This is a genomic window from Thalassospira alkalitolerans (assembly GCF_002115745.1).
Taxonomy (GTDB): Bacteria; Pseudomonadota; Alphaproteobacteria; order Rhodospirillales; family Thalassospiraceae; genus Thalassospira; species Thalassospira alkalitolerans.
On sequence record NZ_JFKB01000023.1, the window covers coordinates 33,050 to 57,561 of the forward strand.

Annotated in this window: 24 protein-coding genes, 1 pseudogene and 1 riboswitch; of the genes and pseudogenes, 15 read left to right on the forward strand and 10 right to left on the reverse strand. The window is 53.7% G+C overall.

Features of this window, described 5'->3' with window-relative positions; all coding sequences use genetic code 11:
• Positions 1–4: 4 nt before the first annotated feature.
• The 5 genes from TALK_RS20135 to TALK_RS20155 all read right to left on the reverse strand — a co-directional run bounded on the left by TALK_RS20135 (position 5) and on the right by TALK_RS20155 (position 6,185).
• A complete protein-coding gene (locus TALK_RS20135; RefSeq protein WP_085620961.1) occupies positions 5–1,714 on the reverse strand; it encodes a chemotaxis protein CheB in 1,710 nt (569 codons plus the stop codon).
• Positions 1,715–1,783: 69 nt separating this feature from the next.
• Positions 1,784–2,149, reverse strand: coding sequence for a response regulator (locus tag TALK_RS20140; protein WP_085620962.1), 366 nt, complete (start codon positions 2,147–2,149; stop codon positions 1,784–1,786).
• Positions 2,150–2,232: 83 nt separating this feature from the next.
• Positions 2,233–2,739 carry a chemotaxis protein CheW gene (locus TALK_RS20145; RefSeq protein ID WP_085620963.1) on the reverse strand — a complete coding sequence of 169 codons (507 nt, stop codon included), beginning with the start codon at positions 2,737–2,739 and terminating at the stop codon, positions 2,233–2,235.
• 16 nt (positions 2,740–2,755) lie between these two features.
• Positions 2,756–5,434: a hybrid sensor histidine kinase/response regulator gene (locus TALK_RS20150; protein WP_085620964.1), complete on the reverse strand. Its 2,679-nt coding sequence runs from the start codon at positions 5,432–5,434 to the stop codon at positions 2,756–2,758.
• 142 nt (positions 5,435–5,576) lie between these two features.
• Complete coding sequence (locus tag TALK_RS20155; protein ID WP_085620965.1) at positions 5,577–6,185, reverse strand: histidine phosphotransferase family protein; 609 nt, start codon at positions 6,183–6,185, stop codon at positions 5,577–5,579.
• Positions 6,186–6,610: 425 nt separating this feature from the next.
• On the opposite strand from TALK_RS20155, the gene TALK_RS20160 reads away from it, so the two are divergent.
• The 4 genes from TALK_RS20160 (at position 6,611) to TALK_RS20175 (ending at position 10,369) form a co-directional block, all read left to right on the forward strand.
• Complete coding sequence (locus TALK_RS20160; protein ID WP_085620966.1) at positions 6,611–6,796, forward strand: DUF3553 domain-containing protein; 186 nt, start codon at positions 6,611–6,613, stop codon at positions 6,794–6,796.
• A 225-nt stretch (positions 6,797–7,021) separates the two neighbouring features.
• Complete coding sequence (locus TALK_RS20165; RefSeq protein ID WP_085620967.1) at positions 7,022–7,855, forward strand: hypothetical protein; 834 nt, start codon at positions 7,022–7,024, stop codon at positions 7,853–7,855.
• A 235-nt stretch (positions 7,856–8,090) separates the two neighbouring features.
• On the forward strand, positions 8,091–9,089 hold the full coding sequence (gene moaA, locus TALK_RS20170; protein ID WP_085620968.1) for a GTP 3',8-cyclase MoaA: 999 nt from the start codon (positions 8,091–8,093) through the stop codon (positions 9,087–9,089).
• Between the two features lie 143 nt (positions 9,090–9,232).
• Complete coding sequence (locus TALK_RS20175) at positions 9,233–10,369, forward strand: FAD-dependent monooxygenase (protein WP_085620969.1); 1,137 nt, start codon at positions 9,233–9,235, stop codon at positions 10,367–10,369.
• 55 nt (positions 10,370–10,424) lie between these two features.
• On the opposite strand, the gene TALK_RS20180 is transcribed toward TALK_RS20175, so the two are convergent.
• Both TALK_RS20180 and TALK_RS20185 read right to left on the reverse strand, forming a co-directional pair.
• Positions 10,425–10,811 (reverse strand): GIY-YIG nuclease family protein, encoded by a 387-nt coding sequence (locus TALK_RS20180; protein ID WP_245830059.1) that lies wholly within the window; start codon positions 10,809–10,811, stop codon positions 10,425–10,427.
• Positions 10,812–10,884: 73 nt separating this feature from the next.
• Positions 10,885–11,367 (reverse strand): glyoxalase superfamily protein, encoded by a 483-nt coding sequence (locus tag TALK_RS20185; protein ID WP_085620970.1) that lies wholly within the window; start codon positions 11,365–11,367, stop codon positions 10,885–10,887.
• Positions 11,368–11,676: 309 nt separating this feature from the next.
• On the opposite strand from TALK_RS20185, the gene TALK_RS20190 reads away from it, so the two are divergent.
• The 4 genes from TALK_RS20190 (at position 11,677) to TALK_RS20205 (ending at position 15,897) form a co-directional block, all read left to right on the forward strand.
• On the forward strand, positions 11,677–11,910 hold the full coding sequence (locus TALK_RS20190; protein WP_085620971.1) for a BolA family protein: 234 nt from the start codon (positions 11,677–11,679) through the stop codon (positions 11,908–11,910).
• A gap of 235 nt (positions 11,911–12,145) precedes the next feature.
• Positions 12,146–13,054, forward strand: coding sequence for an EamA family transporter RarD (rarD, locus tag TALK_RS20195; protein ID WP_085620972.1), 909 nt, complete (start codon positions 12,146–12,148; stop codon positions 13,052–13,054).
• Between the two features lie 96 nt (positions 13,055–13,150).
• Entirely contained in the window at positions 13,151–13,486 is a 336-nt protein-coding gene (gene grxD / locus TALK_RS20200; RefSeq protein WP_085620973.1) for a Grx4 family monothiol glutaredoxin, read from the forward strand.
• A 188-nt stretch (positions 13,487–13,674) separates the two neighbouring features.
• On the forward strand, positions 13,675–15,897 hold the full coding sequence (locus tag TALK_RS20205; protein WP_085620974.1) for a mechanosensitive ion channel family protein: 2,223 nt from the start codon (positions 13,675–13,677) through the stop codon (positions 15,895–15,897).
• Positions 15,898–16,058: 161 nt separating this feature from the next.
• Here TALK_RS20205 and rpsD read toward each other — a convergent pair whose 3' ends face one another.
• Entirely contained in the window at positions 16,059–16,676 is a 618-nt protein-coding gene (rpsD, locus tag TALK_RS20210; protein ID WP_085620975.1) for a 30S ribosomal protein S4, read from the reverse strand.
• Between the two features lie 401 nt (positions 16,677–17,077).
• On the opposite strand from rpsD, the gene TALK_RS20215 reads away from it, so the two are divergent.
• The gene (locus TALK_RS20215; RefSeq protein ID WP_085620976.1) at positions 17,078–17,545 is read left to right on the forward strand and encodes a hypothetical protein; all 468 of its coding nucleotides are present in this window, start codon (positions 17,078–17,080) and stop codon (positions 17,543–17,545) included.
• 59 nt (positions 17,546–17,604) lie between these two features.
• On the forward strand, positions 17,605–18,171 hold the full coding sequence (locus TALK_RS20220; protein WP_085620977.1) for a rhodanese-like domain-containing protein: 567 nt from the start codon (positions 17,605–17,607) through the stop codon (positions 18,169–18,171).
• Between the two features lie 99 nt (positions 18,172–18,270).
• Here TALK_RS20220 and TALK_RS20225 read toward each other — a convergent pair whose 3' ends face one another.
• The gene (locus TALK_RS20225) at positions 18,271–19,068 is read right to left on the reverse strand and encodes an RNA methyltransferase (RefSeq protein WP_085620978.1); all 798 of its coding nucleotides are present in this window, start codon (positions 19,066–19,068) and stop codon (positions 18,271–18,273) included.
• 296 nt (positions 19,069–19,364) lie between these two features.
• A riboswitch (guanidine-I (ykkC/yxkD leader) is annotated at positions 19,365–19,473 on the forward strand.
• A gap of 111 nt (positions 19,474–19,584) precedes the next feature.
• Here TALK_RS20225 and TALK_RS20230 point away from each other — a divergent pair.
• From TALK_RS20230 to TALK_RS22385, 5 genes are all read left to right on the forward strand, one after another.
• Complete coding sequence (locus TALK_RS20230) at positions 19,585–20,652, forward strand: putative urea ABC transporter substrate-binding protein (RefSeq protein WP_211274861.1); 1,068 nt, start codon at positions 19,585–19,587, stop codon at positions 20,650–20,652.
• A 138-nt stretch (positions 20,653–20,790) separates the two neighbouring features.
• Complete coding sequence (locus tag TALK_RS20235) at positions 20,791–21,612, forward strand: ABC transporter permease (protein WP_085620979.1); 822 nt, start codon at positions 20,791–20,793, stop codon at positions 21,610–21,612.
• On the forward strand, positions 21,612–22,430 hold the full coding sequence (locus tag TALK_RS20240; protein WP_085620980.1) for an ABC transporter ATP-binding protein: 819 nt from the start codon (positions 21,612–21,614) through the stop codon (positions 22,428–22,430). Before TALK_RS20235 ends, TALK_RS20240 begins: the two co-directional genes overlap by 1 nt.
• A gap of 42 nt (positions 22,431–22,472) precedes the next feature.
• On the forward strand, positions 22,473–23,711 hold the full coding sequence (locus tag TALK_RS20245) for an agmatinase family protein (RefSeq protein ID WP_085620981.1): 1,239 nt from the start codon (positions 22,473–22,475) through the stop codon (positions 23,709–23,711).
• Positions 23,712–23,715: 4 nt separating this feature from the next.
• Complete coding sequence (locus tag TALK_RS22385) at positions 23,716–24,243, forward strand: hypothetical protein (protein WP_085620982.1); 528 nt, start codon at positions 23,716–23,718, stop codon at positions 24,241–24,243.
• A gap of 77 nt (positions 24,244–24,320) precedes the next feature.
• Here TALK_RS22385 and TALK_RS20255 read toward each other — a convergent pair.
• Positions 24,321–24,479: pseudogene (locus TALK_RS20255) on the reverse strand (alpha-isopropylmalate synthase regulatory domain-containing protein); the annotation flags it as partial.
• Positions 24,480–24,512: the final 33 nt, after the last annotated feature.

Consider the following 24,512-nt stretch of genomic DNA (forward strand, 5'->3'; position numbering starts at 1 on the left):
CGGACTAACGACCCCCTGCGAATTTTTTGATATAGGCCGAAATACTGCCCACAGGTAGAACCGCGGAACAAATGCCTGCATGTGCCGCTGCACCGGGCATTCCCCATACAACGCTTGTCTGTTCATCCTGCGCAACGACCATCCCCCCGGCTCCTACAACGGCACGTCCACCCAACATCCCATCCTGGCCCATGCCTGTAAGGATAGCTGTCAGTATATTACCTCCGTAGCTTTCGACAAGACTGCGCAGCATCGGATCAACCGACGGACGGCAGAAGTTTTCCGGCTGGTTCTGATTCAATACGATTTTCCTGCTATTACCACGGCCTTCTATCACCATGTGGTAATCCCCGGGCGCAAGGTAAACCTGTCCGCCCTGAATTGGCATTCCAGTTTGACCTTCCTGACACTTAATGCCGGTCAAACGCGTAATATGCTCAGCAAGGATTGTCGTAAAAGTCGCTGGCATATGCTGAGTAATAAAGATTGGCTGACGGACACCGGTCAAGCCGCGCAAAACTTCAAACAAAGCCTGCGGACCACCTGTAGAACTGCCAATCGCAATTGCCTCTACCGTAAGTCTCTTTTCCGGCAACAGGTTAACCTGTCCGCCCATTTTGGCACGTTTGGCAGGCGCCGGTACCGCGCCAGCCGATGCCTTGGCCCGTTGCCCAGCACTTCCCGGGCTGCGCGCGCCCGGAGCACGCGACTGAACCTGGGGGCCACGGGCTGTTGCGGGGCGGGTTGGCGCACAGCTCCCCGGCTTGACGGCAGGCTTTACGCCCGTTGTTGTCACCTTGCCACCGCCCGCGGCAATGGCTGCTTCACGGATCAAACGTCCCGGATCGCTTGGTCGTGCGGTTGCCGCGCCACCAACATTACGTTCAACCGGGGCTGCCGATGCAGCAACGGATTTACTAACCGCAGCACCGGTATTCCCACGGTTATTCCCGCTGGCAACAGCCTGTTGTGAATGCTGCTGCTGGGGTTGCGGGGCAGGCCGGGTTGGCACCGGACCATGACGGCCGGGCTGATGCAGCGGACGCGGGCGCAATTCAGCCGTAAACCGCTTGCGCTGAACCCGACCTTGCTTTTGCAGGGTCTGATGTTCAACAGAAAGCTCGGCTTTAAACTGTGCGTCACCGTGATCACCGTGATCATCAATGTCTTCTGACGGCGCATCGGGTTTTGCGACTTCGTCAACAGGCGGTTCTTCTTCGGCCTGTTGTGCGGCGACTTCTTGCTGAATCTCTTCAAAACGGACCTGATCTGCCTCCAGCATCTTGCGACGCTGTTCGGACCAGGCCTTGACCTTATCAAGCAATTCGGCACGAAAACCTTCGCCGACATTAAGGTCCTTGGCAGAACTTGGTTTTGGAATGTAATCCACCGCGCCAAGCGTCATGGCTTGGAAACTGATATCGGCGTTACGCTTGGTCAGGGTCGATGCCATGATCACGCGAACCGTCGGATCGATTTCAAGCAGCTTGGGCAAGGCCGTCAACCCATCCATGACGGGCATCTCAATGTCGAGCACAACAGCCTCGATGCCGCCTTCGGCCATAACGCCAAGGGCATCCTGGCCATTGGCGACAGAACCGACAACCTCAATATCGTCGTCTTCCTGCAACATACGGGTCACCAGACCACGCACAATCGCAGAATCGTCGACGATCAGGACCTTGTAAGGTGGATGGATAGGCGTGTCTTCCACGTACCGACATTCCCGTCAGAGCAAGCAGACCAAAACCAGGGCAATTGCACAGCAAAGCTGACAGTCCCCCTAGATCAGTCCGACCTGTTCAAATTTTGCCTGGATGATCTCACTGTCGAACGGTTTCATGATGTATTCGTTCGCACCGGCTGTGATCGCCTCCTGAATGTGCTCCAGATCGTTTTCCGTGGTACAGAAAACGACAACTGGCTCATCACCATCAGGGGCTGCTCGCAGCTCCCGCAGGAAATCAATCCCGCTTTTAACTGGCATGTTCCAGTCAAGCAATACGGCGTCTGGCATGGCTTCAAGGCATCTATCGATTGCCTCTTGCCCGTCCACAGCCTCAACAACCGCAAATCCCAATTCTTCCAGGATACGGCGTGCCACCATTCTGATGACTTTCGAATCATCGACGACGAGACAACTCTTCATCGACTTCCTTCTCGCATTTTAAGTCGTTAAGCCACTAACGGCATAGTACCGAGTGCGGTGCGCACCCGGTACACACATCATACTCAACCAGCCTGTTTCACCGAAGCGGTAAAATCAAGCAAACGTGTGACATCCAGAATGACAAGAAGTTTCTTGTCGAGACGGAAAATGCCATCTGAGAACTCGCGCCAGCGCGGATCAAGCGTCGCAGGATTCTGTTCGAATGCGTTATTTGGCACACTCAGAACCTCGCCAACCTGATCAACAATCAGGCTGTAAAGCTCGCCACCTTGGTCAACAACGATGCTCATTCCCGGCTCGCTGTTTTCCTTTTCACGAAGGCCAAGACGTTTACGAACATCAATCGCCGTCACGATACGCCCACGCAGGTTAAGCGAACCCGCAACTTCTGGCGGTGCCAGCGGAATGCGCGTAATGCGTTGCGGACCCAGAACATCCTGAACCGTCAAGACCGGAAGACCAAACAACTGCTTGCCGATATAGGCGGTAACGAAATCCTTCGTCGCCCCGCCAAGGTCAAGGCCTGTATTCTGTTCTCGGCTCGGGACGAGTGCCTTGTTATCGCTCATTGGACTTTTCCCCGAATTACACTGCGCTCAGCGTCTGGATCAACGTTGATACCAGCGCGTCTCGATCGAATTTCGCGACATAATCGCTAAAACCAACCTGGCGACCCCGTTCGAAATCTTCCTCGCTGGTATGCGAGGACAATGCGATGATCGGCGTTTCACCCCATTCTGCATCATTTTGCAGACTTTCGGCAAATTCGAAGCCGTTCATACCCGGCATTTCGATATCGCTAACAATCGCATCGAACATTTCGCCACGGCTCTTAAGTTCAAGTGCCTGATCGGCATTTTCAACCGCGATGACACGGAAACCAGATACCGACAAGATCGGCGTCAGCAGGTTACGGAAGAACGGGCTATCATCGATCAAAAGCACACGCTTCTTTTCGCCGCCAGTATCTTCGTGACCGAACCAATCGGAAAATGCCAGTTCCAGATAGTAACCGGCATCGATCAGATCGGTTGCTTTGCCATCAATAACGGCCGAGCCAACCAAGCCATCCTGATCCGAAGTCAATTCAACATTAAGGACATCATCAACAATATCAACGATCTCATCAACGACAAGGCCCATGGTCCGTTCGCGATCCTGGAACACCAAGGTCGGTTGACGACCTTCGGCTTTCATCTGATAACCACCGTCAATAAAGACCAGCGGCATCAGCTTGCCACGATACTGCACCAGCGGACGACCATTGGAATATTCGATGTTTTCAACATCGATTTCCTCAAGACGGGCAACAAGTGCCAATGGTACCGCGCGGACTTCTGAGCCACCGGCACGGAAGACCAGCATCGATGTCGTTTCACGATCACCGGAATCGGATTTGGCTTTGCCTTCCACACCCTGCGAACCACCAACGGTGATTTCGCCGGTCCGGGTGGCAATACCGTTCGGATCAAGGATCATGATCACGCTACCGTCACCAAGGATGGTATTCCCCGAGAACAGCGACAGATCCCGCAGGATCGGCGCAACCGGTTTAACCACGATTTCCTCGGTGTCAAACACACGATCAACGATAATACCAAACGAATAGGTACCGACCTGGGCAACAACGATGAAAGCTTCTTCATCAACATCTTCTGCGGTGGTTTCGCCTTCATCAAGACCAAGAATTTTCTTGAGCGTGACAAGCGGCAAAAGACGATTGCGCAGGCGCAGAACCGGGGTATCGTGAATGCGTTCGATCGAATGATCAGAATTGCTCGATGCGCGCACCAGCTCAAGAACGCTGATCTGCGGAATGGCAAACCGTTCCCCGCCACTTTCAACAATCAATGCCGAAACAATGGCAAGGGTCAGCGGGATTTTGATGATGAATGTCGACCCACGACCTTCAACCGATTTCAGTTCGACCGTGCCACCGATTTTTTCGATATTGGTACGGACAACGTCCATGCCGACACCACGACCGGAAACCGATGTCACCTTTTCAGCGGTCGAGAAACCGGCCTTAAAGATGAACTGCTGGATTTGCTGGTCGCCCATGCTTTCCAGTTCGCTCTCGGTCGCAAGACCATTGGTAATCGCCTTGGCCTTAATCCGTTCAAGATTCAAACCCCGGCCATCATCGGTAATTTCGATGATGATGTGACCGCCTTCGTGATAGGCGTTCAGCGTCACCGTACCGGTTTCAGTCTTGGCGGCATCACGACGGCCCTGAATGTCTTCAAGACCATGATCGGCCGAGTTACGGACCATGTGGGTCAGAGGATCTTTGATAAGTTCAAGCACCTGACGGTCAAGTTCCGTATCGGCACCGATCATCTGCAGATCGATTTTCTTGTTCATCTCAAGCGCAAGGTCGCGAACGATACGCGGCAGTTTCGCCCAAGCATTGCCGATCGGCTGCATACGGGTCTTCATCACGCCTTCCTGAAGGTCGGTCGTGATGTGTGACAGGCGTTGCAGCGGCACGGTAAATTCACTGTCATCCTTGCCACGAACCATCTGCAAAAGCTGGTTACGGGTCAGGACAAGCTCGGAAACCAGCGTCATCAGGTTTTCAAGCAATTCGACGTTGACACGAATCGTCTGGGCCGCAACAGAGCTTTCCTTGGCCTCGCCACGTGGGGCTTCAGCTTTGGGTGCTTGGGCCTTGGCGGCCTTGGCCGGTGCCACAGCCTGCGATTTCGCAGCAGCCGGTGGCGCAGCCGCCGGTGCTGGCGGCTCTGGCTGCGCCGGAGCTTCGTCAACTTCCGGATCAACCTCGGTGGAGTCAAAGAGTGCCTGCAAAGCATCTTCGTCCGTAACGACGGGCTCTGGCGGTGCAGAACTATCCACAGCCGGTGCAGCATCTGCTCCCATAATCGTGCCGGTATCGGCAAAATGGTTCAGACGCGCAATCAGATCGGCATCATTTCCGTCTGGCTCCGTTTCATTCTGCTCAAGCTCGCTCAGCAGATATTTAATCGTGTCGATGGATTCGAGAACCAGCGTGACCGCAGGCGGTGTGACCACCAACTCCCCGTCACGGATTTTGCCCAACACGTTTTCACCAGCATGCGCGACAGCTTCCAGTCGCGGCAGACCAAGAAATCCGCAAGTCCCCTTGATGGTGTGCACCAAGCGGAAAATGTTGGACAGAATGTCTGGATCATTCGGATTCTGTTCCAATTTCACCAGTTCGACGTCAAGCGTCGATAGGCTCTCCGACGTCTCTGTCAGAAATTCACTTAAAAGATCGTCCATTAACCCCCTCCATATCTCCGACAATCAAGCAATTGCCGGAACAGGAACATCCATCCCTACGACCAGCGCGCGAAACACGCTTTCATTCCGTTACTTACGTAGAACCTAGCACACGGTATTACCAGACCCGCAGGTCTTTTTTTTACACATAGATCAATGCAATATTTCCATCGTCTTGCAAGACCGAAAGCGTACCACCGGTCCGATGTGCAAGATTTCGCAAGAAAAAGCCATGCACAGTACGAGGATCAAGAGCCTCGGGTGGCACCTCATTTTTCATAACATTTTCGATTTCCGGCCTGAATGCAGCCCGTTTACCCGATGCATTCACCGAAATTCTTCCACTGGATTCGCAAACAACATTAATCTCTCCGCCAAATGGCAAGGCTTCACGGGCCAGCATCACCATATTCAGGACAAGCCGTCCATGCGCCGGATCAATCGATACATCATTCCATTTCAGGGCAACCTTGCCCTCAGCGTCAAAACTCTGGGCGGCGGCATCACGCATTGACCTGCTGTCAACGCTGTTGCCGGCCCGGCCAAATGCCAGCCGAAACAATTGCAGGCGACGCGCAGCTTCAAGACCACTTTTGCGCATCAGTGCAAGTGCCTCGTCATCGGCAACACCAGCCTCTCCCATCAGTTCGGCCCCGGCATTTACCGCCCCCACAGGCCCGACCAGGTCATGGCATATGCGCGAACTGATCAACTCGATCAAGATCAGCTCGACGGCTCTGTCCTGTTCCATGTAACGGGTTTCTCCAAGATATTCAGGTCAACAGGTTCGCATCGTTTCCCCAAACCGATACGAGGCCCGCAAACTCCATCCCACACAAGAAAACAAGGGACAAGCGTCAGAGACAAAGTCTTGCGAACCAATGCCAGATTGCAGGCAGATGTGTTAAAACCTTCTTTAGTCGAATGACTTTTGCTGCATTTACCGATGTCATATCATGAACCCGGCAAATTTTGCCGGGCTGCACCCAGTTTTGTCGCCGGGGCACGGCGTAGCTGTTCGCCATATTCAAGACGCCATCAGAAATGTGACCGTCATCATTGCGCAGCATTTGTTTCGCGCGCATTGATTACTTATATTAAGAACAACGATCATCAGGGTCGGCATGCCCCGGATATGATCAACATGACAGCAACATCAGACAAAAGAGTTCGTTTATGGATTTTCTGCTGACACCTGGCACCATTGTTCGCCATCCCGGCCAGCCCGATTGGGGCCTTGGCCGTATTCAGGCCGTTGACGGTGACCAGATTGCGGTAAATTTCGAAGAAGCCGGGCGTCAGATCATCCGCCCGCGCCATGTCGTACTTGAAATCGTCGAACCGGCCATGGGCTACGAATAAGGCCCCAATCGGGACCACATTTAAGGGTTTGGCACAAAATCCGAATGGCCCCATCGTCGATTCGCGATGATGGCATGGAACTTGCTGAAATGAAAAAATTAAACATTTCGGCGTATTGAATAAAATTTGATACGCAAGGTCGCCCATCAGGTGACCGAGTAAAACACCCGATGACCAATTAAAGGTGATCAGGCTTAAAACAATAACGAGGTCGGGAACAGGTCCATGATTGCAACCATCAAACCACCGCGCGACAGCTTTAAACAACGTCACCATACCGCCGCTTTCGCCGTGCTCGAACAGTTTGCAAACGGCCTTGTTGAATATGCCAAACAGCACGACGGATCGGTCAGCGCCGACAAAATCAGCAAGGCACTTGCCGCCCTGCGCGAACAGGATAACCTGTTCGATGGTGCTTGGATGACGCTTGAAACTGATATTGATACGGTCAAGGCACGGCAAAACGCCGCCGTTCGCCACGATCCGTTCGGACGCCTTTTGGTCAGTCGCTTTGCCCATCTTCTTGAAGGCCGCGAAGCTGGCGATCTTGAACATGGCGCGCTGTCACGCGAAATCCTGACCCCTTTCTTCAAAGTCATCCGCATGATGGTTGGCGTTGATATGCTCGAAGAAATCGACGGCGAAATTCACGCCATTATCGATCAGCATGCCGACGAAGACGACGAATTGCGCGATCCGACCGATTACTGGGATCACCTGGCCGAAGAACCACAGGTCGCCAACCGTTTGAATTTGGTGTTTGCGCGCATGGCCTTGCACTTCAAGGATTACGAACGCCGCAAACAGTGGATGCTGCAACTGGTCAATGACAACCTGCCGCATGGCGATCATGGCTGGGTCTTTACCAACGAACATTGTGTGCGCCTGCTGCGTGCCCTGTTCCGCGATGTACGTGCCGCCCTGCCCATCCCCGAACGTGCAGCAGAACTGGCCGCCAAGCTTGGTGGCGAGAATGTTGAAAACCTGCGCAATGTGATGGCGACCCTTGATCGCGATGTTGCCGCCATTCATTCGCGCGAAGCCGCAAACTGGGAATAGGCCAACTGGCCCTTCGATCTGCAATAGATATAAACAGATATAATCTGGCACAGACACAAACCGCGACACACCTGCGTCGCGGTTTTTTTCTGCCTGTTTTTACCTGCCAACTGACGAAAAGGTGATGGTTTACCCATAAAACAGGGTGGTCAAAGCATTCCCCCCTGTGCAAAAGTCGCAGCAATCCCTAAATAGCGTTTCATAACAGATCAACAACAATAAGCGCCCCAACGCCATGACCAGACCGCTGATTGATAAATATGGCCGTCACGTGTCCTATCTCCGGGTATCGGTAACGGATCGTTGCGACTTCCGATGCACCTATTGCATGGCTGAAAGCATGATCTTTTTGCCAAAGGCCGAAGTTCTGACGCTTGAAGAACTCGATCAGCTTAGTTCGGCCTTCATCGCGCGCGGTGTCCGCAAACTGCGCCTGACCGGCGGTGAACCACTGGTGCGACGTGGCATCATGGATTTGATCAAGGACCTATCGCGCCACCTGAAATCCGGCGCGCTTGATGAACTGACCATGACCACCAATGGTAGCCAGCTTGCCACCTATGCCGATGAACTGGCCCGTTTGGGGGTTAAACGCCTTAACATCTCGCTCGACAGCCTCGATCATCAGAAATTCACCGAAATCACCCGCCGAGGTCGCCTTGAGCAAGTCCTGTCCGGGCTAGAGGCCGCCAAACAGGCTGGCCTGAAAATCAAGATCAATACCGTAGCGCTCCGTAATTTCAACGAAGACGAAATTTCGCGATTGGTCGCTTGGTGTGGCTCCGAAGGCTTTGATCTTTGCCTGATCGAAACCATGCCGCTGGGTGATATCGACGGTGATCGCACCGAACAATACCTGCCGCTGACAGTGGTTCGGGATCGTCTGGAACAGGAATACACCCTGATCCCCAGTGACCATGTCACCCCCGGCCCGGCGCGTTATGTCACCGTAGCCGAAACCGGTGGGCGCTTGGGCTTTATCACGCCAATGACCCATAATTTCTGCGAAGGCTGCAACCGGGTGCGTGTGACTTGTACCGGCACGCTTTATATGTGTCTGGGTCAGGAAGACCACGTTGACCTTCGTGCAGCCCTGCGCTCTGGTGACCCTGAATCACTTGACCACCTGCTTGACGAAGCCATGCTGCTCAAACCCAAGGGCCATGATTTCATCATCGACCGCAAAGGCCAGAAACCAGCCGTTGGCCGCCATATGAGTATGACGGGCGGCTGATCCGCATTATCGTTGCGTTTCAATAATTTAAAGTATGTGCTGGCGCCCTGTTTACAGCGACACAGAATGATATGTGCCTTAAGCGCATGGTAACGTTCCACCCGCATAAGTAGTGCCTTCACGTTTCAGCCAAGGGCACAGCCATGAAAATTTTGATTGTCGGGGGCGGCATTGCCGGTCTTTCTGCGGCTATTGCCCTGCAAGGGGATGGGTACGACATCACCATCGTCGAGGCCCTTGACGGCTGGGAACCAGCCGGGGCCGGATTGCACCTGCCCGGCAATGCGATTGCGGCCTTGAAATCCCTTGGCATTGACCAAGACGTTGCCGCCAAATCCTGTGTCTTTCCCCGGCTGGATTATTTCGACCATCGTGACCGCAAACTGTTTTCCGTCGAAACTGAAAAACTCGGCTGGCCAACGTTCCAAGCCCTGTCGCGCAGCGATTTTCACGATATTCTTTGCGCCAAGCTGACCACGCCCAAAATCCACTTTGGATTATCCGTGTCCGAAATTAACGATGAAAACGATCAGGCGCAGGTGACCTTCACCGATGGCACGCAGAATGCCTTTGATCTTGTCATCGGCGCAGACGGCATTAATTCAACGGTGCGCCAACTGGCTTTTGGCACCGAACACACCCCCCAACCGACCGGTTATATCTGCTGGCGCTGGATTACCGATTATCCATTTGGCCTGACTGCGCCAAAATTCATTGTTGGCCACGGGCAGGTTATTCTGGTGATGCCGATTGGCGACAACCGGTTCTATATCTATGCCAGCACTTTTGACTCGGCGGAAAAGATTCGCAATCTGCCCACAAACCAGCTTGCCAATCATTTTGCCGGGTTCGATGGCCCGGTGCGCGATATGCTAAAAACACTCGCCCCCGACAGCAAAGTTCATGAAGGCCGCCTGCAACAGATGCTCATGCCCGAATGGGTCACGGGGCGGATTGCCCTGATTGGCGATGCAGCACATGGCACCCTGCCGACCATGGCACAGGGCGCAACCCAATCGATCAAAGATGGCATTGCACTGGCCGATGCGCTTCGGGGAAATCCCGATATCGCAACCGCCCTTGCCAACTGGCAGCAATCCCGCCAACCCGAAGCCCATTGGGTACAACAACAATCCCTGCAACGCATGGGCTTTGCCAAAATCCGCGGTACGATCGGTGTATGGCTGCGCAATGCCTTGATGAGAAGGCTTGGCCCCAAAATCCTTGCATCCGGGTTTCGCCCCTTGATTGAAGGCACGATTGGCACCGCGCGCAAATAATCTGCACCGCCATCGGTTTTTGTCTTTATATCAATTATTTCCCGGCCCACCGGGATCAGGACATGCTCGCAAGGTAAACGATTGCTGCATCCGGGTTACCAGCCTGCAACAAATGCGCAGGGCAGCATTTGCAATCCGAACTGCCAAAACCATGTACCGGTGCCTCAACACCGGGAACGGTACTAAGGGAGGTGCGCAAGTCGCATTCATTGCCGCCCGGCACGACAAGGACCGAAACCACCTGCCCGACCCCGTTTGATGTCAATTCATCAACATGCCAATGCGGTTTCTTATCCGCCCGGCAATGACGTTTCACCCGTGCCGCAATACCACCCGGCCCCTTGGCACTGCCGCAATAAAGGTAAATGCCTTTATGCAAGACCGTTCCCGCAAACCGTTTATTTTGAAGGGCAATGTCACCGGGCAGGTCAATCACCAGCACGTATGCTCCGGCTGCCTTTGGCAGCAGCCGGAGGGTTTGATCCGTGATCTTGGGAATAAATTGTGCCACCGCTTTAAAGCAGAATATCAATCGATAGCCCCGGGCCGCGTTGCCCGTTGGTCAGCACCGGTTCACAAAATTCATTGATCCGTGCGCCAATGCGCTGTCGAAATCCGGTAAATCGGTCAGATGCCACCACATCGACGGCCTCATCCAGATGCACTTCCACCCGGTAAACACCGCCAACCGGGGTGGTATTTACGCTGCGAATATCACCGCTTACCGCATGGCCAAGGTACGATCCGGCAAAACGTTTGCCGATGCCAAGATCAGCCACATGGGTTGGGATGTTGCGCCGAGTCATAGCAACCGCCGTGTTCCAGTCACGGAACCCGTGGCTTTGCGCTAATAATTCCAGACTGCCGGCGTGCGAAACCTCGACATCGCGCGTTGCCAATGCCTTGCGCAGGCGTCGGGCCTGGGCTTTAAGCAACTCGGTCTGGTCCGCCGGTGTATCGGGGCGGCCTTCGTTCAGGTTATTTGAAATTCGGGTCATCTTCGTCTCCTGACAGAGGAGGCCGGGTATCCGCATTGCCGGTCCGGCGTCAAAGAAGACGGAGAACCGAAAAAATTTCGTCTGCAACACTTTACCATGGACCAAAGCCCTGCGGATGGCGGGTGTGCGCAACCGCCCCTTGCCTAGCGCAATATGGCACCAAACACAAGCATCACCGTATCGTCTGGCACATTGTCCATCATGGCGTTTGCAGAAATTGACAGCCCCCACAGGGACAACATATACCAGAATTAACAAATATCGTCGGACGGCAAAAATACGCCCGATCAATCATAAGGAATGCACGCCATGGCCATGGAAGCCCACGAAATTGAAACGATGATCAAGGAAGCCCTTCCCGATGCAGAGGTTCGCATCGAGGATTTGCGCGGCGATGGTGATCATTATGCGGCCATTGTCGTATCCGAATCCTTCCGCGGCAAAACCCGCGTGATGCAGCATCAGATGATCTATTCCGCCCTTAAAGGCAAAATGGGGGGCGATCTTCACGCCCTTGCCCTGCAGACTTCCGCCCCGGAATAACGGGCCAATAAAACCGACCGCATACCGACCGATTGCGACCGCTCCCCATGATCGCAACCGCAAAATCAGATAAGGGCGCCGAACGGACTTTCGGTGCCCTTAATATTCAAATACCACCCTGATCAAGACCAGCAACCGCCACCAAAGACCACCACACATTGCGGAAATACGGGCCTTTCCAGCCCAACAAGATAGCCACCTTTGGCCCCACAAGAATGACCATGGTTCAGCAACAATGTCTTCATCCCAAAAACCGGCTCTGATTGGTGCCGGTCCACTGGCCGGGCTTGGTGCCTTTACCATTTGGGGCTTTCTGGGCCTTTATTTCAAAATCATCGGCTTTACCGGGCCGTTTGAAATTCTGGCCCATCGCATCCTGTGGTCGGTCATCCTGACGTTGCTGCTGGTCTTTGCGCTGGGACGCCGGGCAAAGCTTTGGGAGCTGTTGTCATCCGCACGCACCATGGGATTACTGTTCCTCAGCAGCCTTCTAATCGCGGGCAACTGGCTGATTTATATCTGGGCGGTTCATATCGGCCACGCACTTGAAGCCAGCCTCGGCTATTACATCATGCCGTTGATCATGCTGATTTTGGGCCGGGTCTTCTTTGGTGAACGGCTTAACCGTGTTCAAATCATATCGGTCATTATCTGTTGTGCCGGTGTTTTGAACCTGTTGATCTTTGTTGGTTCCCTGCCGTGGATCGCGCTTAGTCTGGCACTGCTATTCGGGTTTTACGGCGTCATCCGAAAATTCGTTCCCGCCGATCCAATTGCCGGGCTGTTTGTCGAATGCCTGGTCCTGACCCCGTTTGCCTTTGGCTATCTGATTTGGCTAAATGCATCGGGTGACATGATGTTTGGCCATTTGGGAATCGGCAGCGATGTGATGCTTATTCTTTTGGGTGCAATTACCACGGTGCCGCTGATCCTGTTTGCCTTTGCCGCGCGGAACATGAAATTCTCGGCTCTTGGCCTGATGCAATACCTCAATCCGACGATTCAATTCTTTGTCGCCGTGCTGTTATTTGGCGAAACATTCACCACTGCCCATATGATAACCTATGGGCTGGTTTGGATTGGACTTGGCGTTTTCACCTGGGATAATCTAAACACCGCACGGCGAATGCGCGCCAAGAGTTGACAGAACCGCCCCTTCAAGCCATATCTTTGGCCATAAAACCATAAACTGAAATATCGCGGCAGAGAGATCGCCGCCTTGCAGCCAAGGACAATTATCATGACCGACAATCCGGTTTTCGAGCGCATCCAGAAGGACATTAACGATAACGACGTCGTTCTGTTCATGAAGGGCACCTCTATGTTCCCGCAATGCGGTTTCTCGGCCGCCGTCGTTCAGGTTCTTTCCGAACTGGGCGTTCCGTTCAAGGACATCAACATCCTTGTCGATCCAGCCATCCGTCAGGGCATCAAGGATTTCTCGAACTGGCCGACCATCCCGCAGCTTTACGTCAAAGGTGAATTCGTGGGCGGTTGTGACATCGTTCGTGAAATGTTTGCCTCGGGCGAATTGGGACAACATATGAAAGACAAGGGTGTTGCCGTTGCTGCCTAAGGCCGACCGCACCCGGTCTGACGACCCATGATTTAAAACGCGCCGTGTTTTTCCCGGTGCGTTTTTTATGGTCTGCATCACGCAAAATCATCTTAAAGTTGCAAATCTATCGCTTGAATCCCGCCAATATCTGCCCCATCTTCGAAAGGGGAATTCGTTTTACGAACAGGATGTTGGACAGGGGCGACATGAAAATCACAACAAGAATCCTGATTTGTCTCGGACTGTGGCTATTGCTGCTGCCATCACTTGTTGCCCTGCCCGGTATCAACAATCCCGCCCAGGCGCAGGCCGCCCTGATGCAGGCAATCACCAACCAGAACGATACCAGCAGCGTACCGCCGAACGAAACCGTGCTCCAAACTGCGGATAATGCTTTCAGTTACTACCAGTTTCTTGATGCAGGGGTTGCCCGCACCCGCAACCGTATCGCCGAAACCCTTGAGGGCCTGAAAGCCTTCCCCGATGAACTCGCACAAACCCGTGAATTCATGGCATCGGATTTCGGGCGCAATGGCCTGATGCGCATTGTGTTATTTACGGCAATCTTTGTTGGTGTCGGCCTGATCTTGGAATTCTTCTATCGCCGGGCCACGACCCCGCTATGCGCCTATCTTGAATCCCAAAATCCCACGCGCTTTACCGATCGCCTGCGCCAGATGGCAATTCTGTGCATTCTGTCGCTTCTGTCTTTAACAGTCTTTGCGATTGGGTCCATCGGCACCTTTATGGTCTTTGACTGGGTACCGATCATGAAGGCCGCCATGCTTTCCATGCTTGGCGCGTTCTTTGTTCTGCGCATTATCATGATCGCTTTGCAGTTCCTGTTTGCCCCGCGTGCCGAAGGGTTGCGGATGATCAATGTTGATCCGCAATCTGCCGCCACCCTGACCCGCACCCTTTCAATCGCAAGCGGCGTATCGCTTTTTGCTTTTGCGCTGGCGGGTGTTTTCCGTCAGGCCCCGCCAATAATCCGTGGCGATATTGTCCTGTTTGACATTGCCGTTATCATCGGCGTGCTGGCTTTCTGCGTTGCAGCCTTTTCACTAGGCCGTTATTTCGCAAATCACCAAACGGCCAACGACGTTGAAAAACTTGCTCTGCCGACCTCTATTGCGCGGCTATGGCCGATCATTGTTTGCGCCTATCTGATCGCGCTGGGCGCCACGGCAATACTGGCCGCGGACCGCATCATGAAGGGGTTATTGGCGATTGGTATTGCCTGCCTGTTTGATGTCATCATACGCAACATCATCGAAAGCAATCACCGCAAAAAAACCAAACTGGCCGAGGCCAAAGCCGCGGAAATCAACGCCCGCGCCGCCGCCATCGCGATTGAGGAAGAAGAAGAATTCAAACCCGTCCCCCCCGAGATTCCGGTTCTGACCCCGGTACTAAAACGCGGGGTACGATTATTGGCCCTTGTCTTTGTATTGGCCAGTTTCTGGCGCATCTGGGGACTTGATCGGCTGGCACTGGCCGAAGATGCCGGGATTATCGCGCGTGCCATTGATGCCTCGACCGAAATCATCATGATCGTGCTGATTGCCGATCTGCTTTGGTCACTGATCAAGGCCGTTCTGGACGAACGCATGAACAGCCAAACAGGTGGCACGGCCAGCCACGCGAACGGCGAAGGTGGCGGAACGGGGCTTTCGCGGGTTCAAACACTTCTTCCGCTGCTTAAGAACTTTGCCCTGACCGTGATCCTTATCATGGTCATCATGGTTACCCTGTCCTCATTGGGGGTTGATATCGGCCCGCTGATCGCCGGTGCCGGTGTTGTCGGCCTTGCCATCGGTTTCGGCAGTCAGGCACTTGTGCGGGATGTTGTGGCGGGGGTTTTCTTCCTGCTCGATGATGCGTTTCGGATCGGGGAATATATCGAAGTCGAAAACCTTCGCGGGCGGGTCGAAAATATATCGATCCGTTCGATGCAGCTGCGCCATCATCGTGGCCCGCTTCAGACCGTCCCGTTTGGCGAAATCAAATCGATCATCAACCACAGCCGGGACTGGGTGATCGTCAAACTGGAATTTCGTGTTCCGTTTGAAACCGATGTGAACAAGATCAAGAAACTGGTCAAAAAACTGTCTGCCGACCTTCTGACCGATCCGCTGATCGGCCACAGCTTTATCGAGCCCCTGAAATCACAGGGGGTGCGTCGGATGGAAGAATTCAACATGGTGATCGGGCTGAAATACACATCCAAACCCGGCGAACAATTCACCATCCGCAAAACCGTATATGAAAGCGTTCTGGCGATGTTCAAGGAAAACGGCATCCACATGGCATCGCGCAATGTAAAGGTCGATGTGCCCGCCGACGCCACCCCCGAACAAAAACACGACGCCATCGCCGCAGGTGCCCAACAGGCATCCGAACAACTCGCGCCGCCAAAGGACTCATGACGGCAAGGGCTGAACGCGGAAAACACGCAAAGCACGCAAAACAAAACCCCCGGACGGAAAACCGTTCGGGGGTTTTGTATATCCGCACCAAAGTACCAAAAGCAAAACGCCCGCTGTTTCCAGCGGGCGTTTTGTGTTCGTCTTCGCGAAACCCGTAAGGATTAACGCGAGTAGAATTCGACGACCAGGTTCAACTGCATCAGAACCGGATACGGAATTTCTGCAAATTTCGGGACGCGAACGAAGGTACCTTTGAAGGCCTTCGCGTCAACGTCGACATATTCCGGAATGTCGCGTTCGTTCAGGCTGGCAGCTTCAATAACCATCGGGATTTCGCGCGAAGCCTGTTTGACTTCGACAACATCGCCTTCTTTAACAAGATAAGAAGGAATGGTGACTTTCTTGCCATTGACAAGAATGTGACCGTGGTTAACGAACTGACGCGCTGCAAACACGGTCGGAACGAATTTCATACGATAGATAACGGCATCGAGACGGGTCTCAAGAAGACCAACCAGCGTTTCCGAGGTATCACCCGGACGGCGTGATGCTTCTTTGAAGTAACGCACGAACTGTTTTTCAGAGATGCTGCCATAGTAGCCTTTAAGCTGCTGTTTGGCGAACAACTGGATACCATAATCGGTCGGTTTTTTACGGCGCGTTGCGCCGTGCATGCCCGGTGCATATTCGCGCTTGTTCAGCGGCGATTTTGCGCGACCCCAAAGGTTCACGCCAAGGCGGCGGTCAATCTTATGCTTTGCAGCAATACGTTTCGACATTTTGGTACTCTCTTTTTTATAAGATCACTTTATTGTCCCGATAGTTTCCAGATGCGCATAGCACAAACAGGAACGGGGACGAAAACACCTTTCTCGCCCCACTTTCTCGGAAGTGAGGCGCAATATAAAGATGATTGCCCAAGAGTCAAACGGAAATCACCCCCGGCCGGCACACCGTTTTCGCCTGATTTCGGCGGTTTTGATCGCTTTACCAGCCTTAAGCCCTGCCCCGGCAACCCGGCCATGCAACGAGCAACGCACCCGAAACAGGGCAGACCGGGCCATTTGATGCCCCTAAAATCTCCTGCAATAAAAAACACCGGAATTGACAGACGTCATTTTACGGTGGGCCAAAATATACTAATACAACATTCTAATATATTAATGTATGAGGTTTTGCCATGAGTCCATTCCGCACCCGGATCGCCGGACTTGCCTTTGCCGTCATTGCCGGTCTTCCCCTGATCGCCGCGACATCCATCACGGCCGCCAACGCTGCCGACAACGGGGTGCCATCCCGCGCCCTGATCATCCTGACCAGCCCGTCCCTTCAAACACAGGGCATGGCCATGGTTTTGGGCAATGCCATGCAGGCAGGCGGCACACCAGTAAATGTTCTGCTGTGTGACAAGGCTGGCGATCTGGCGCTTGCCAATATGCAAAGCCCGCCACTGAAACCCAAAAACGCCACCCCGGAACAATTGATGGCCAAGCTGATTGATGGCGGCGCCAGCGTCAGCGTTTGTGCCCTTTACCTGCCCAACAGCGATCACGCCAAAACCGATCTTCGTACCGGCATTGATGTCGCAACCCCGCCTGAAATGGCGGCACTGATGACACAGGCAGGCAGCCGGGTCTTCTCGTTCTAAGCCCAAGCATTTGGTCCTGACTCAAAGACCCCGCCCTAAACACACAAGGAAACCGTTTCATGAAACATCCGGTTTATGCCCTCATAACCCTGACACTGGCCCTTATGATCTGGTTACCAACCACAAGCCAGGCGCAGGATATGGGCCTTAGCACCGCCCAAGCCTATGAAATGAGCCAGAATGACGAAACCCCGGTTTTGTTTATTGATGTGCGCGACCCGATCGAAATCATGTTTATCGGCTTTACCGATGCGGTTGACGCCAACATTCCCTATTTGATGGTTGATCGCAGCCAGTGGGATAGCGAAAAGAACCGTTTTCGCATGTATCAAAACCCCGATTTCATCGCCGATATCAAAACCGCCCTTGCCAAGCGCGGCATGGATAACACCGCAACGATCATCACCATGTGCCGATCCGGCAGCGAACGGGGCGAGCCCAGCGCCCGCTTCCTGCGTGAAAACGGATTTGAAAATGCCCGCTACGTCATCCATGGTTTTCAGGGAAGTGCCGCCAAAGACGGCAAACAAAAAGGCCTGCGCATCATAAATGGCTGGCAAAATTCCGGCCTTCCCTGGCAGGCAAAGCCAAATCCCGACAAAATCTATCGCATGGATAGCCGATAATACGGTTTTGCTGCCAAGATTACCGTCAGGTTATGGCATGTGATTGATCTGTGGCACCGTCACCCCCCGGTGCCACAGTTTTGTTTAGGGTCTTTTCTCTCAGGATTTTTTTCTGTGCTTTGCCCCGCACATCGCGACAATCATGCCGCGTACAGTTTGCACTTCCTGATGGGTCAGGTTTGACCGGTTAAAGATATTGCGAATATTGCGCATCATCGGCGGCTTTTTGGCTTCAACCCGAAAGAACCCGGATTGATCCAATTCTGTTTCCAGATGACCAAACATCAATTCAATCTCGTCCCGGGTTGCGGGAAAAGTATCATTCATCAACATCTGGTATTCCGGCACGGCAACACCGGCCTGCCACCATTCATACCCGATCAACAACACTGCCTGCGCCAGATTAAGCGACGTAAAACCGGGATTAAGCGGCACTGTTATCACCGCATCGGCCATCGACACATGCTCGTTGCGCACCCCTGTGCGTTCCGGGCCAAACAAAACCCCGACCTTTTCACCACGCGCAACATTGGCGCGCAATTCTGGCGCCAAACCCCGGGGGGTAAACACCGGCTTGATCGCATCACGCGTACGCGCGGTCGTGACATAAACCCGATTCAAATCGGCCAGCGCGTCCTCTTCACGATCAAACAATTTGGCATTGTCGACAACGATATCAGCACCCGACGCATTGGCCGTCGCCGCGGCACTGGGCCAGCCATCGCGCGGCCGCACAAGACGCAAATCCACCAACCCGCAATTAAGCATTGCCCGCGCCGCTTTGCCAATATTCTCGCCAAGCTGCGGTTCAATCAGAATAATCACCGGCGGATTGGCAATACCGCCGGTTTCCGGGCTTGCACCTTCGGGTATAGCCGCGTCTGCGACGTCGCTCATCCTACGAAATCTCCGGTCTTTGAATGGGTAATATGCAGGTATACCCGTCAATATTGGCGTTTCTTTATCAAAAGCCAATGCGCGATGCCAGCACACATTGCGCCAATGATAATTGTTCAAATATTAGTCATTTTAAATTTTATGATTATTTTTTGATCAATAAATATGTGTAAGCCCTATCCACCCCACACCATCACTCCGTCTCAAAAAATCAATATTTTTTTTATTTTCAATGTATTAGCTGCAAATTTTACCCGATTTTCGACGTCTGGCATATGCATTGCTTCTACTTTACCGTGCAGCGCGCCTAGGGTTCCGGTTCCGATAAGGAATGCTGGTCCAAGAGGCGCAAGCCGACCAACACATGATAGGTCGGTAACACGGCGGGCCAAAATCCCGGGAGACAACTGCACAGGTTTGTCGCGCACAAACCTTCTCCCGGTCTGTGTGCAAGAGCCTTTCTTGAATTGACTGATCCTTAAAATGATCTGCAAAACAAGCAGGAGCGCACACATTATGAAGACGTTTTTTAAAACACTTTCGCTTGCCGCCATTCTTTCCGCTTCTTTGATTTCCCAACCCGCTTGGGCCGAGGAAAAAACCGATTTCAAAGTCTGCTGGTCGATCTATGTCGGCTGGATGCCGTGGAGCTATCTGCAAGACAGCGGCATCATGAAAAAATGGGCTGATAAATACGATATCTCCGTCGATATCGTTCAAATCAACGATTATGTTGAATCGATCAACCAATACACCGCTGGCGCATATGACGGTTGCTCCATGACCAATATGGATGCCTTGTCGATCCCGGCTGGTGGCGGGGTCGATACCACCGCATTGATTGTCGGTGACTATTCCAACGGCAATGACGGCATCATCTTGAAAAATGCCGATGATCTGGCCGCAATCAAGGGCCAGAACGTCAATCTGGTCGAACTTTCCGTTTCGCATTACCTGTTGGCACGCGCACTTGAAAAAGTCGGACTATCGGAAAAGGACGTCACCGTCGTCAACACGTCGGATGCCGACATGATTGCAACCTATGCCACCGACGATGTCACATCGGTTGTGACATGGAACCCGCTTCTGTCGGAAATCGAAGCCTATGACAACGCCAAGCTGGTCTTTGACAGTGCTGGTATCCCGGGCGAAATCATCGATATCATGATGGTCAACACCCAAACCCTTGCCGACAATCCGGCCTTTGGCAAGGCACTGGTCGGTGCATGGTACGAATTGATGAGCATCATGGCATCCGATACCGATGACGGCATTGCCGCGCGCACCGCCATGGCCGAGGCATCGGGCACCGATCTTGCCGGATATGATGCCCAACTTGCCAGCACCGCGATGTTCTTCACCCCGGAAAAGGCCATCGAATTCACCAAATCGGCGGAGCTTCCCGGCACTATGAAATTCGTCGCCGAATTCCTGTTCGACAAAGGCATCCTTGGCGAAGGCGCCCCCGGCCCTGAATTTGTCGGCGTCAGCTTCCCCGATGGCAGCATCTATGGTGACACCGCCAATGTGAAGCTGAAATTCAACACGACCTATATGGACATGGCCGCCAAAGGCGACCTTTAAAACCGGCCCGCGACCCCATCAACACTCTGTCGGCCATCCTGCGCCCCGGCGGCATTTCATTGCACCGGTTGCCGTGGTCAGGATGGTCGAACATCCCCGAATTCGCCTACCCGTTTTTGCCATAGCAAGGTGACGGCCATGCGTATCATCAATCGTACCCTGTCAAGACCCACGGCCATATTGCTAGGCGCTATTCCGTTTGCACTTTTGATCGGGATATACGCCATCGCAAGCCACCTGCGCCGGGCCGATAACCCGGCGGACAAATTACTGCCGTCGCTTGGCCGCATGGCGGATGCAATGTGGCGCATGGGGTTTGAAGCCGACAAACGATCCGGCGACTATCTGTTATGGATTGATACCACTGACAGTCTGTCACGGCTTGCCGTTGGCATTGCCATATCAACGCTTCTGGCCATCTGCCTTGGCATTTCCATTGGCTTTATCCCCCATATACGGCGCGGGTTTGCCCCGTTTGTCGCAACCATATCGTTAATCCCGCCGATCACCATATTGCCAATCCTGTTCATAATTTTCGGGCTGGGCGAAACATCCAAGGTGATGCTGATCACCCTTGGCACCGCACCGGTGATGATCCGGTCCGTCGCACAGGCCGTGATGGATATCCCGCGTGAATTGATCATCAAGGCCGAAACGCTTGGCGCCTCGACATGGCAAATGATCACCCGCCTGGTATTGCCGCAAATCCTGCCAAAACTGATCACGGCCATCCGGCTTGGCCTTGTCCCGGCATGGATTTTCCTAATCTCGGCCGAGGCCATTGCATCAACCAGCGGCCTTGGCTATCGCATATTTCTGGTGCGCCGTTACCTCGCCATGGATGTGATCCTGCCCTATGTCATCTGGATCACGCTTCTGGCCTTTGTCATTGACCGATTGTTGCTCAAAACATCGCTCAAGGCCTTCCCGTGGAACCATCTGGCGGGGGAAAGTCTGTAATGAGCGACCCCAAATTCATGATCCGTAACCTGACCAAGTCCTACGGCGAATACCCGGTGCTTGAACGCATCAATCTTGATATCGAAACCGGGGCATTTTGCACCCTTGTCGGGGCGTCGGGCTGTGGCAAATCAACCTTTTTGCGATTGTTGCTGTCGCAAGAACTGCCAAGCGGCGGTGACATCCTGATGGATGGCAAGGCACTGCCACAACAACCCACCCCGGATCGCGGCATTGTTTTTCAACGCTATTCGGTTTTCCCGCATCTGACTGTCGCCGAAAACCTGATGATTGGTGCGGAATTCACCGCCCGCAAATTTACCGGTCGCCTGTTTGGCAATGCGCGCAAACAGGCCTGTAACGATGTTGCCGAATTACTTGAAACCATCGGACTTTCGCCCGCAGCCAACAAATACCCCAGCCAGCTTTCAGGCGGCATGCAGCAACGCCTTGCCATCGCGCAGGCTTTGACGATGAAGCCCGGCGTCCTGTTGCTTGACGAACCATTTGGTGCCCTTGATCCCGGCATTCGCAACGACATGCATGAATTATTGCTCGGCCTGTGGAAAACGCATGCCATGACGATCTTTATGGTCACCCATGACATTCATGAGGCCTTCAAACTCGGCACCCGCATGCTGGTGTTTGACAAGTTGCGCGACGATCCGCACGCGCCCGAAGCCTATGGCGCGACCATCACATATGACCTGCCCATCGATCTTGCCTCGGCCCCGCCGCCCATTCCCGGGCGCGTATTCGATGAAACCGATGGCATGAATTTATCGGCTGCCCTGATGGCAACCGCCCCAACACCATAAGACGCCCCAACAAAGACTGACCCAACCCGGAAGGAAACAACCATGCGCAATTTCTTTGCCCCAAAAAATACCCGTGGACATCGCGTAGCTGGCCAACCGGCCGCCCCCGTCACAACCCGCCATCACCACCCGAATTTCGACAAGCTGCAATTGCGCGGTTGGAAATCGGCCGAAAAAGAAGCCCTGCTGCCCTCGGCGGCATGGGAAAAGGAAAAACAATGGGCCCTTCGCATGGGCCTTACCGGATCAGATTGCCTGACCGATAAATCAATCCCGACATTTGCCCGCGGCGAATTGCCCCATTACGCCGGGATCAATACGTTTTTAAAAGCCCCCTATATCGAAGACGTCACACAGGTCGGCGCCTATGACGCGGCAATCATCGGCATTCCATTTGATGGCGGCACCACATACCGCCCGGGCACACGATTTGGCCCACAGGCACTGCGCAAGATTTCGGCACTTTACACCCCCTATAACTATGAAATGGGGGTCGATCTTCGCGAACAGATGACGCTATGTGATGTTGGCGATGTTTTCACCATCCCGGCCAATATCGAAAAAACCTTTGATCAAATCACCCGTGCGGTCAGCCACGTCGCGTCAAGCGGCGCATTGCCAATCATGATTGGCGGCGATCATTCTATCGGCTTCCCCTGCGTGCGCGGCATTGCGCAATGCACATCCAAGCGCATCGGCATCGTCCATTTCGACCGCCATATCGACATTCAGGAAAAAGATCTGGATGAACGCATGCACACCACGCCCTGGTTCCATGCCACCGATCTGATCAATGTCCCGGCGGTTAACCTTGTGCAGGTCGGTATTGGTGGCTGGCAGGTCCCGCGCGAAGGGGTCGAAGTTGCCCGTCAGCGCAACACCAACATCTTTACCATGCGCGATGTCGAGGAACTCGGCCTTGCCGAAACCGCCGCACGCGCCCTTGAACTGGCGTGGAAAGATGCCGATGCGGTCTATATCTCGTTTGATATCGACAGTGTGGATTGCGGCTTTGTCCCCGGCACCGGCTGGCCCGAACCCGGCGGTTTCCTGCCGCGTGAAGCGTTGGAACTAGTGTCACTCGTTGCCGCCGAAGGCATTTGCGGCCTCGAAGTCGTCGAAGTTTCCCCGCCCTATGATTGCTCGGACATCACCGCCTTGCTGGCAACGCGCGTGATTGTCGATGTGCTGGGCACCCTTGTGTCGCACGGCAAGATGGGATCGCACAAAGGCATCATCGACAAACCGGTCACCATCCCCACCGGCCCGGATGTGGAGTAACCAAATGCCCCATGATCACACCCATCACCCCCATAATCACGATCACGATCATGATCATGCGCATCATAATCACACACACGGACCGGGGCATAACCATGCCCCGGATCACGACCACCTGCATTCCCATGTCCACGGCCAAAGCGATGCCGATCACGCCGAAGAACTGAAAATCCTGTCATCAAGCTTTGTCGAAGGTTTCCGCAAGGCCGAGGATAAGGCAAGCTATCTGCGCCTTGCCGATATTGCGTTCCAGCGCAAGGGCAAGGATGGCCTGACCATGCATCTGGTCGATGCCAAAATCACCACCAATTGGCAAATCGGCACCGCCTGCCCGGCCTTTGCCACCCGCGAACTGGCCTATCTGCCTTTTCCCGGCAGCATGATCGAAGAACGCGAAACCATGACATTTACCTATGTCTCGATGACCGAACGCGCCGATATTGATTTGCTAAGTTTCATGGCGAAACGCTTCGGTACCCCGCACAACCATGATCATCACAATGACGGGCACGGGCACTCGCATCACAACTAAACAAACGGGCGCGGAAATTTCCGCGCCCGTTTGTTCTAAACGTCAATCGCCCCGTCATTTCGGGCGATGCCCCAACATCACGCGTGCTGGCTGCGCACACCCGATTTGAACAATTTATAGGTAATCGAATCGCGAAGCGCATTATAGGACGCTTCGATAATGTTGCTCGAAACACCGACGGCGGACCAGCTATTGCCCTCGGCATCGCGGCTTTCGATCATCACGCGAATAACTGCATTTTGATCTTTAGATCTTCAACGTTGTCAGTC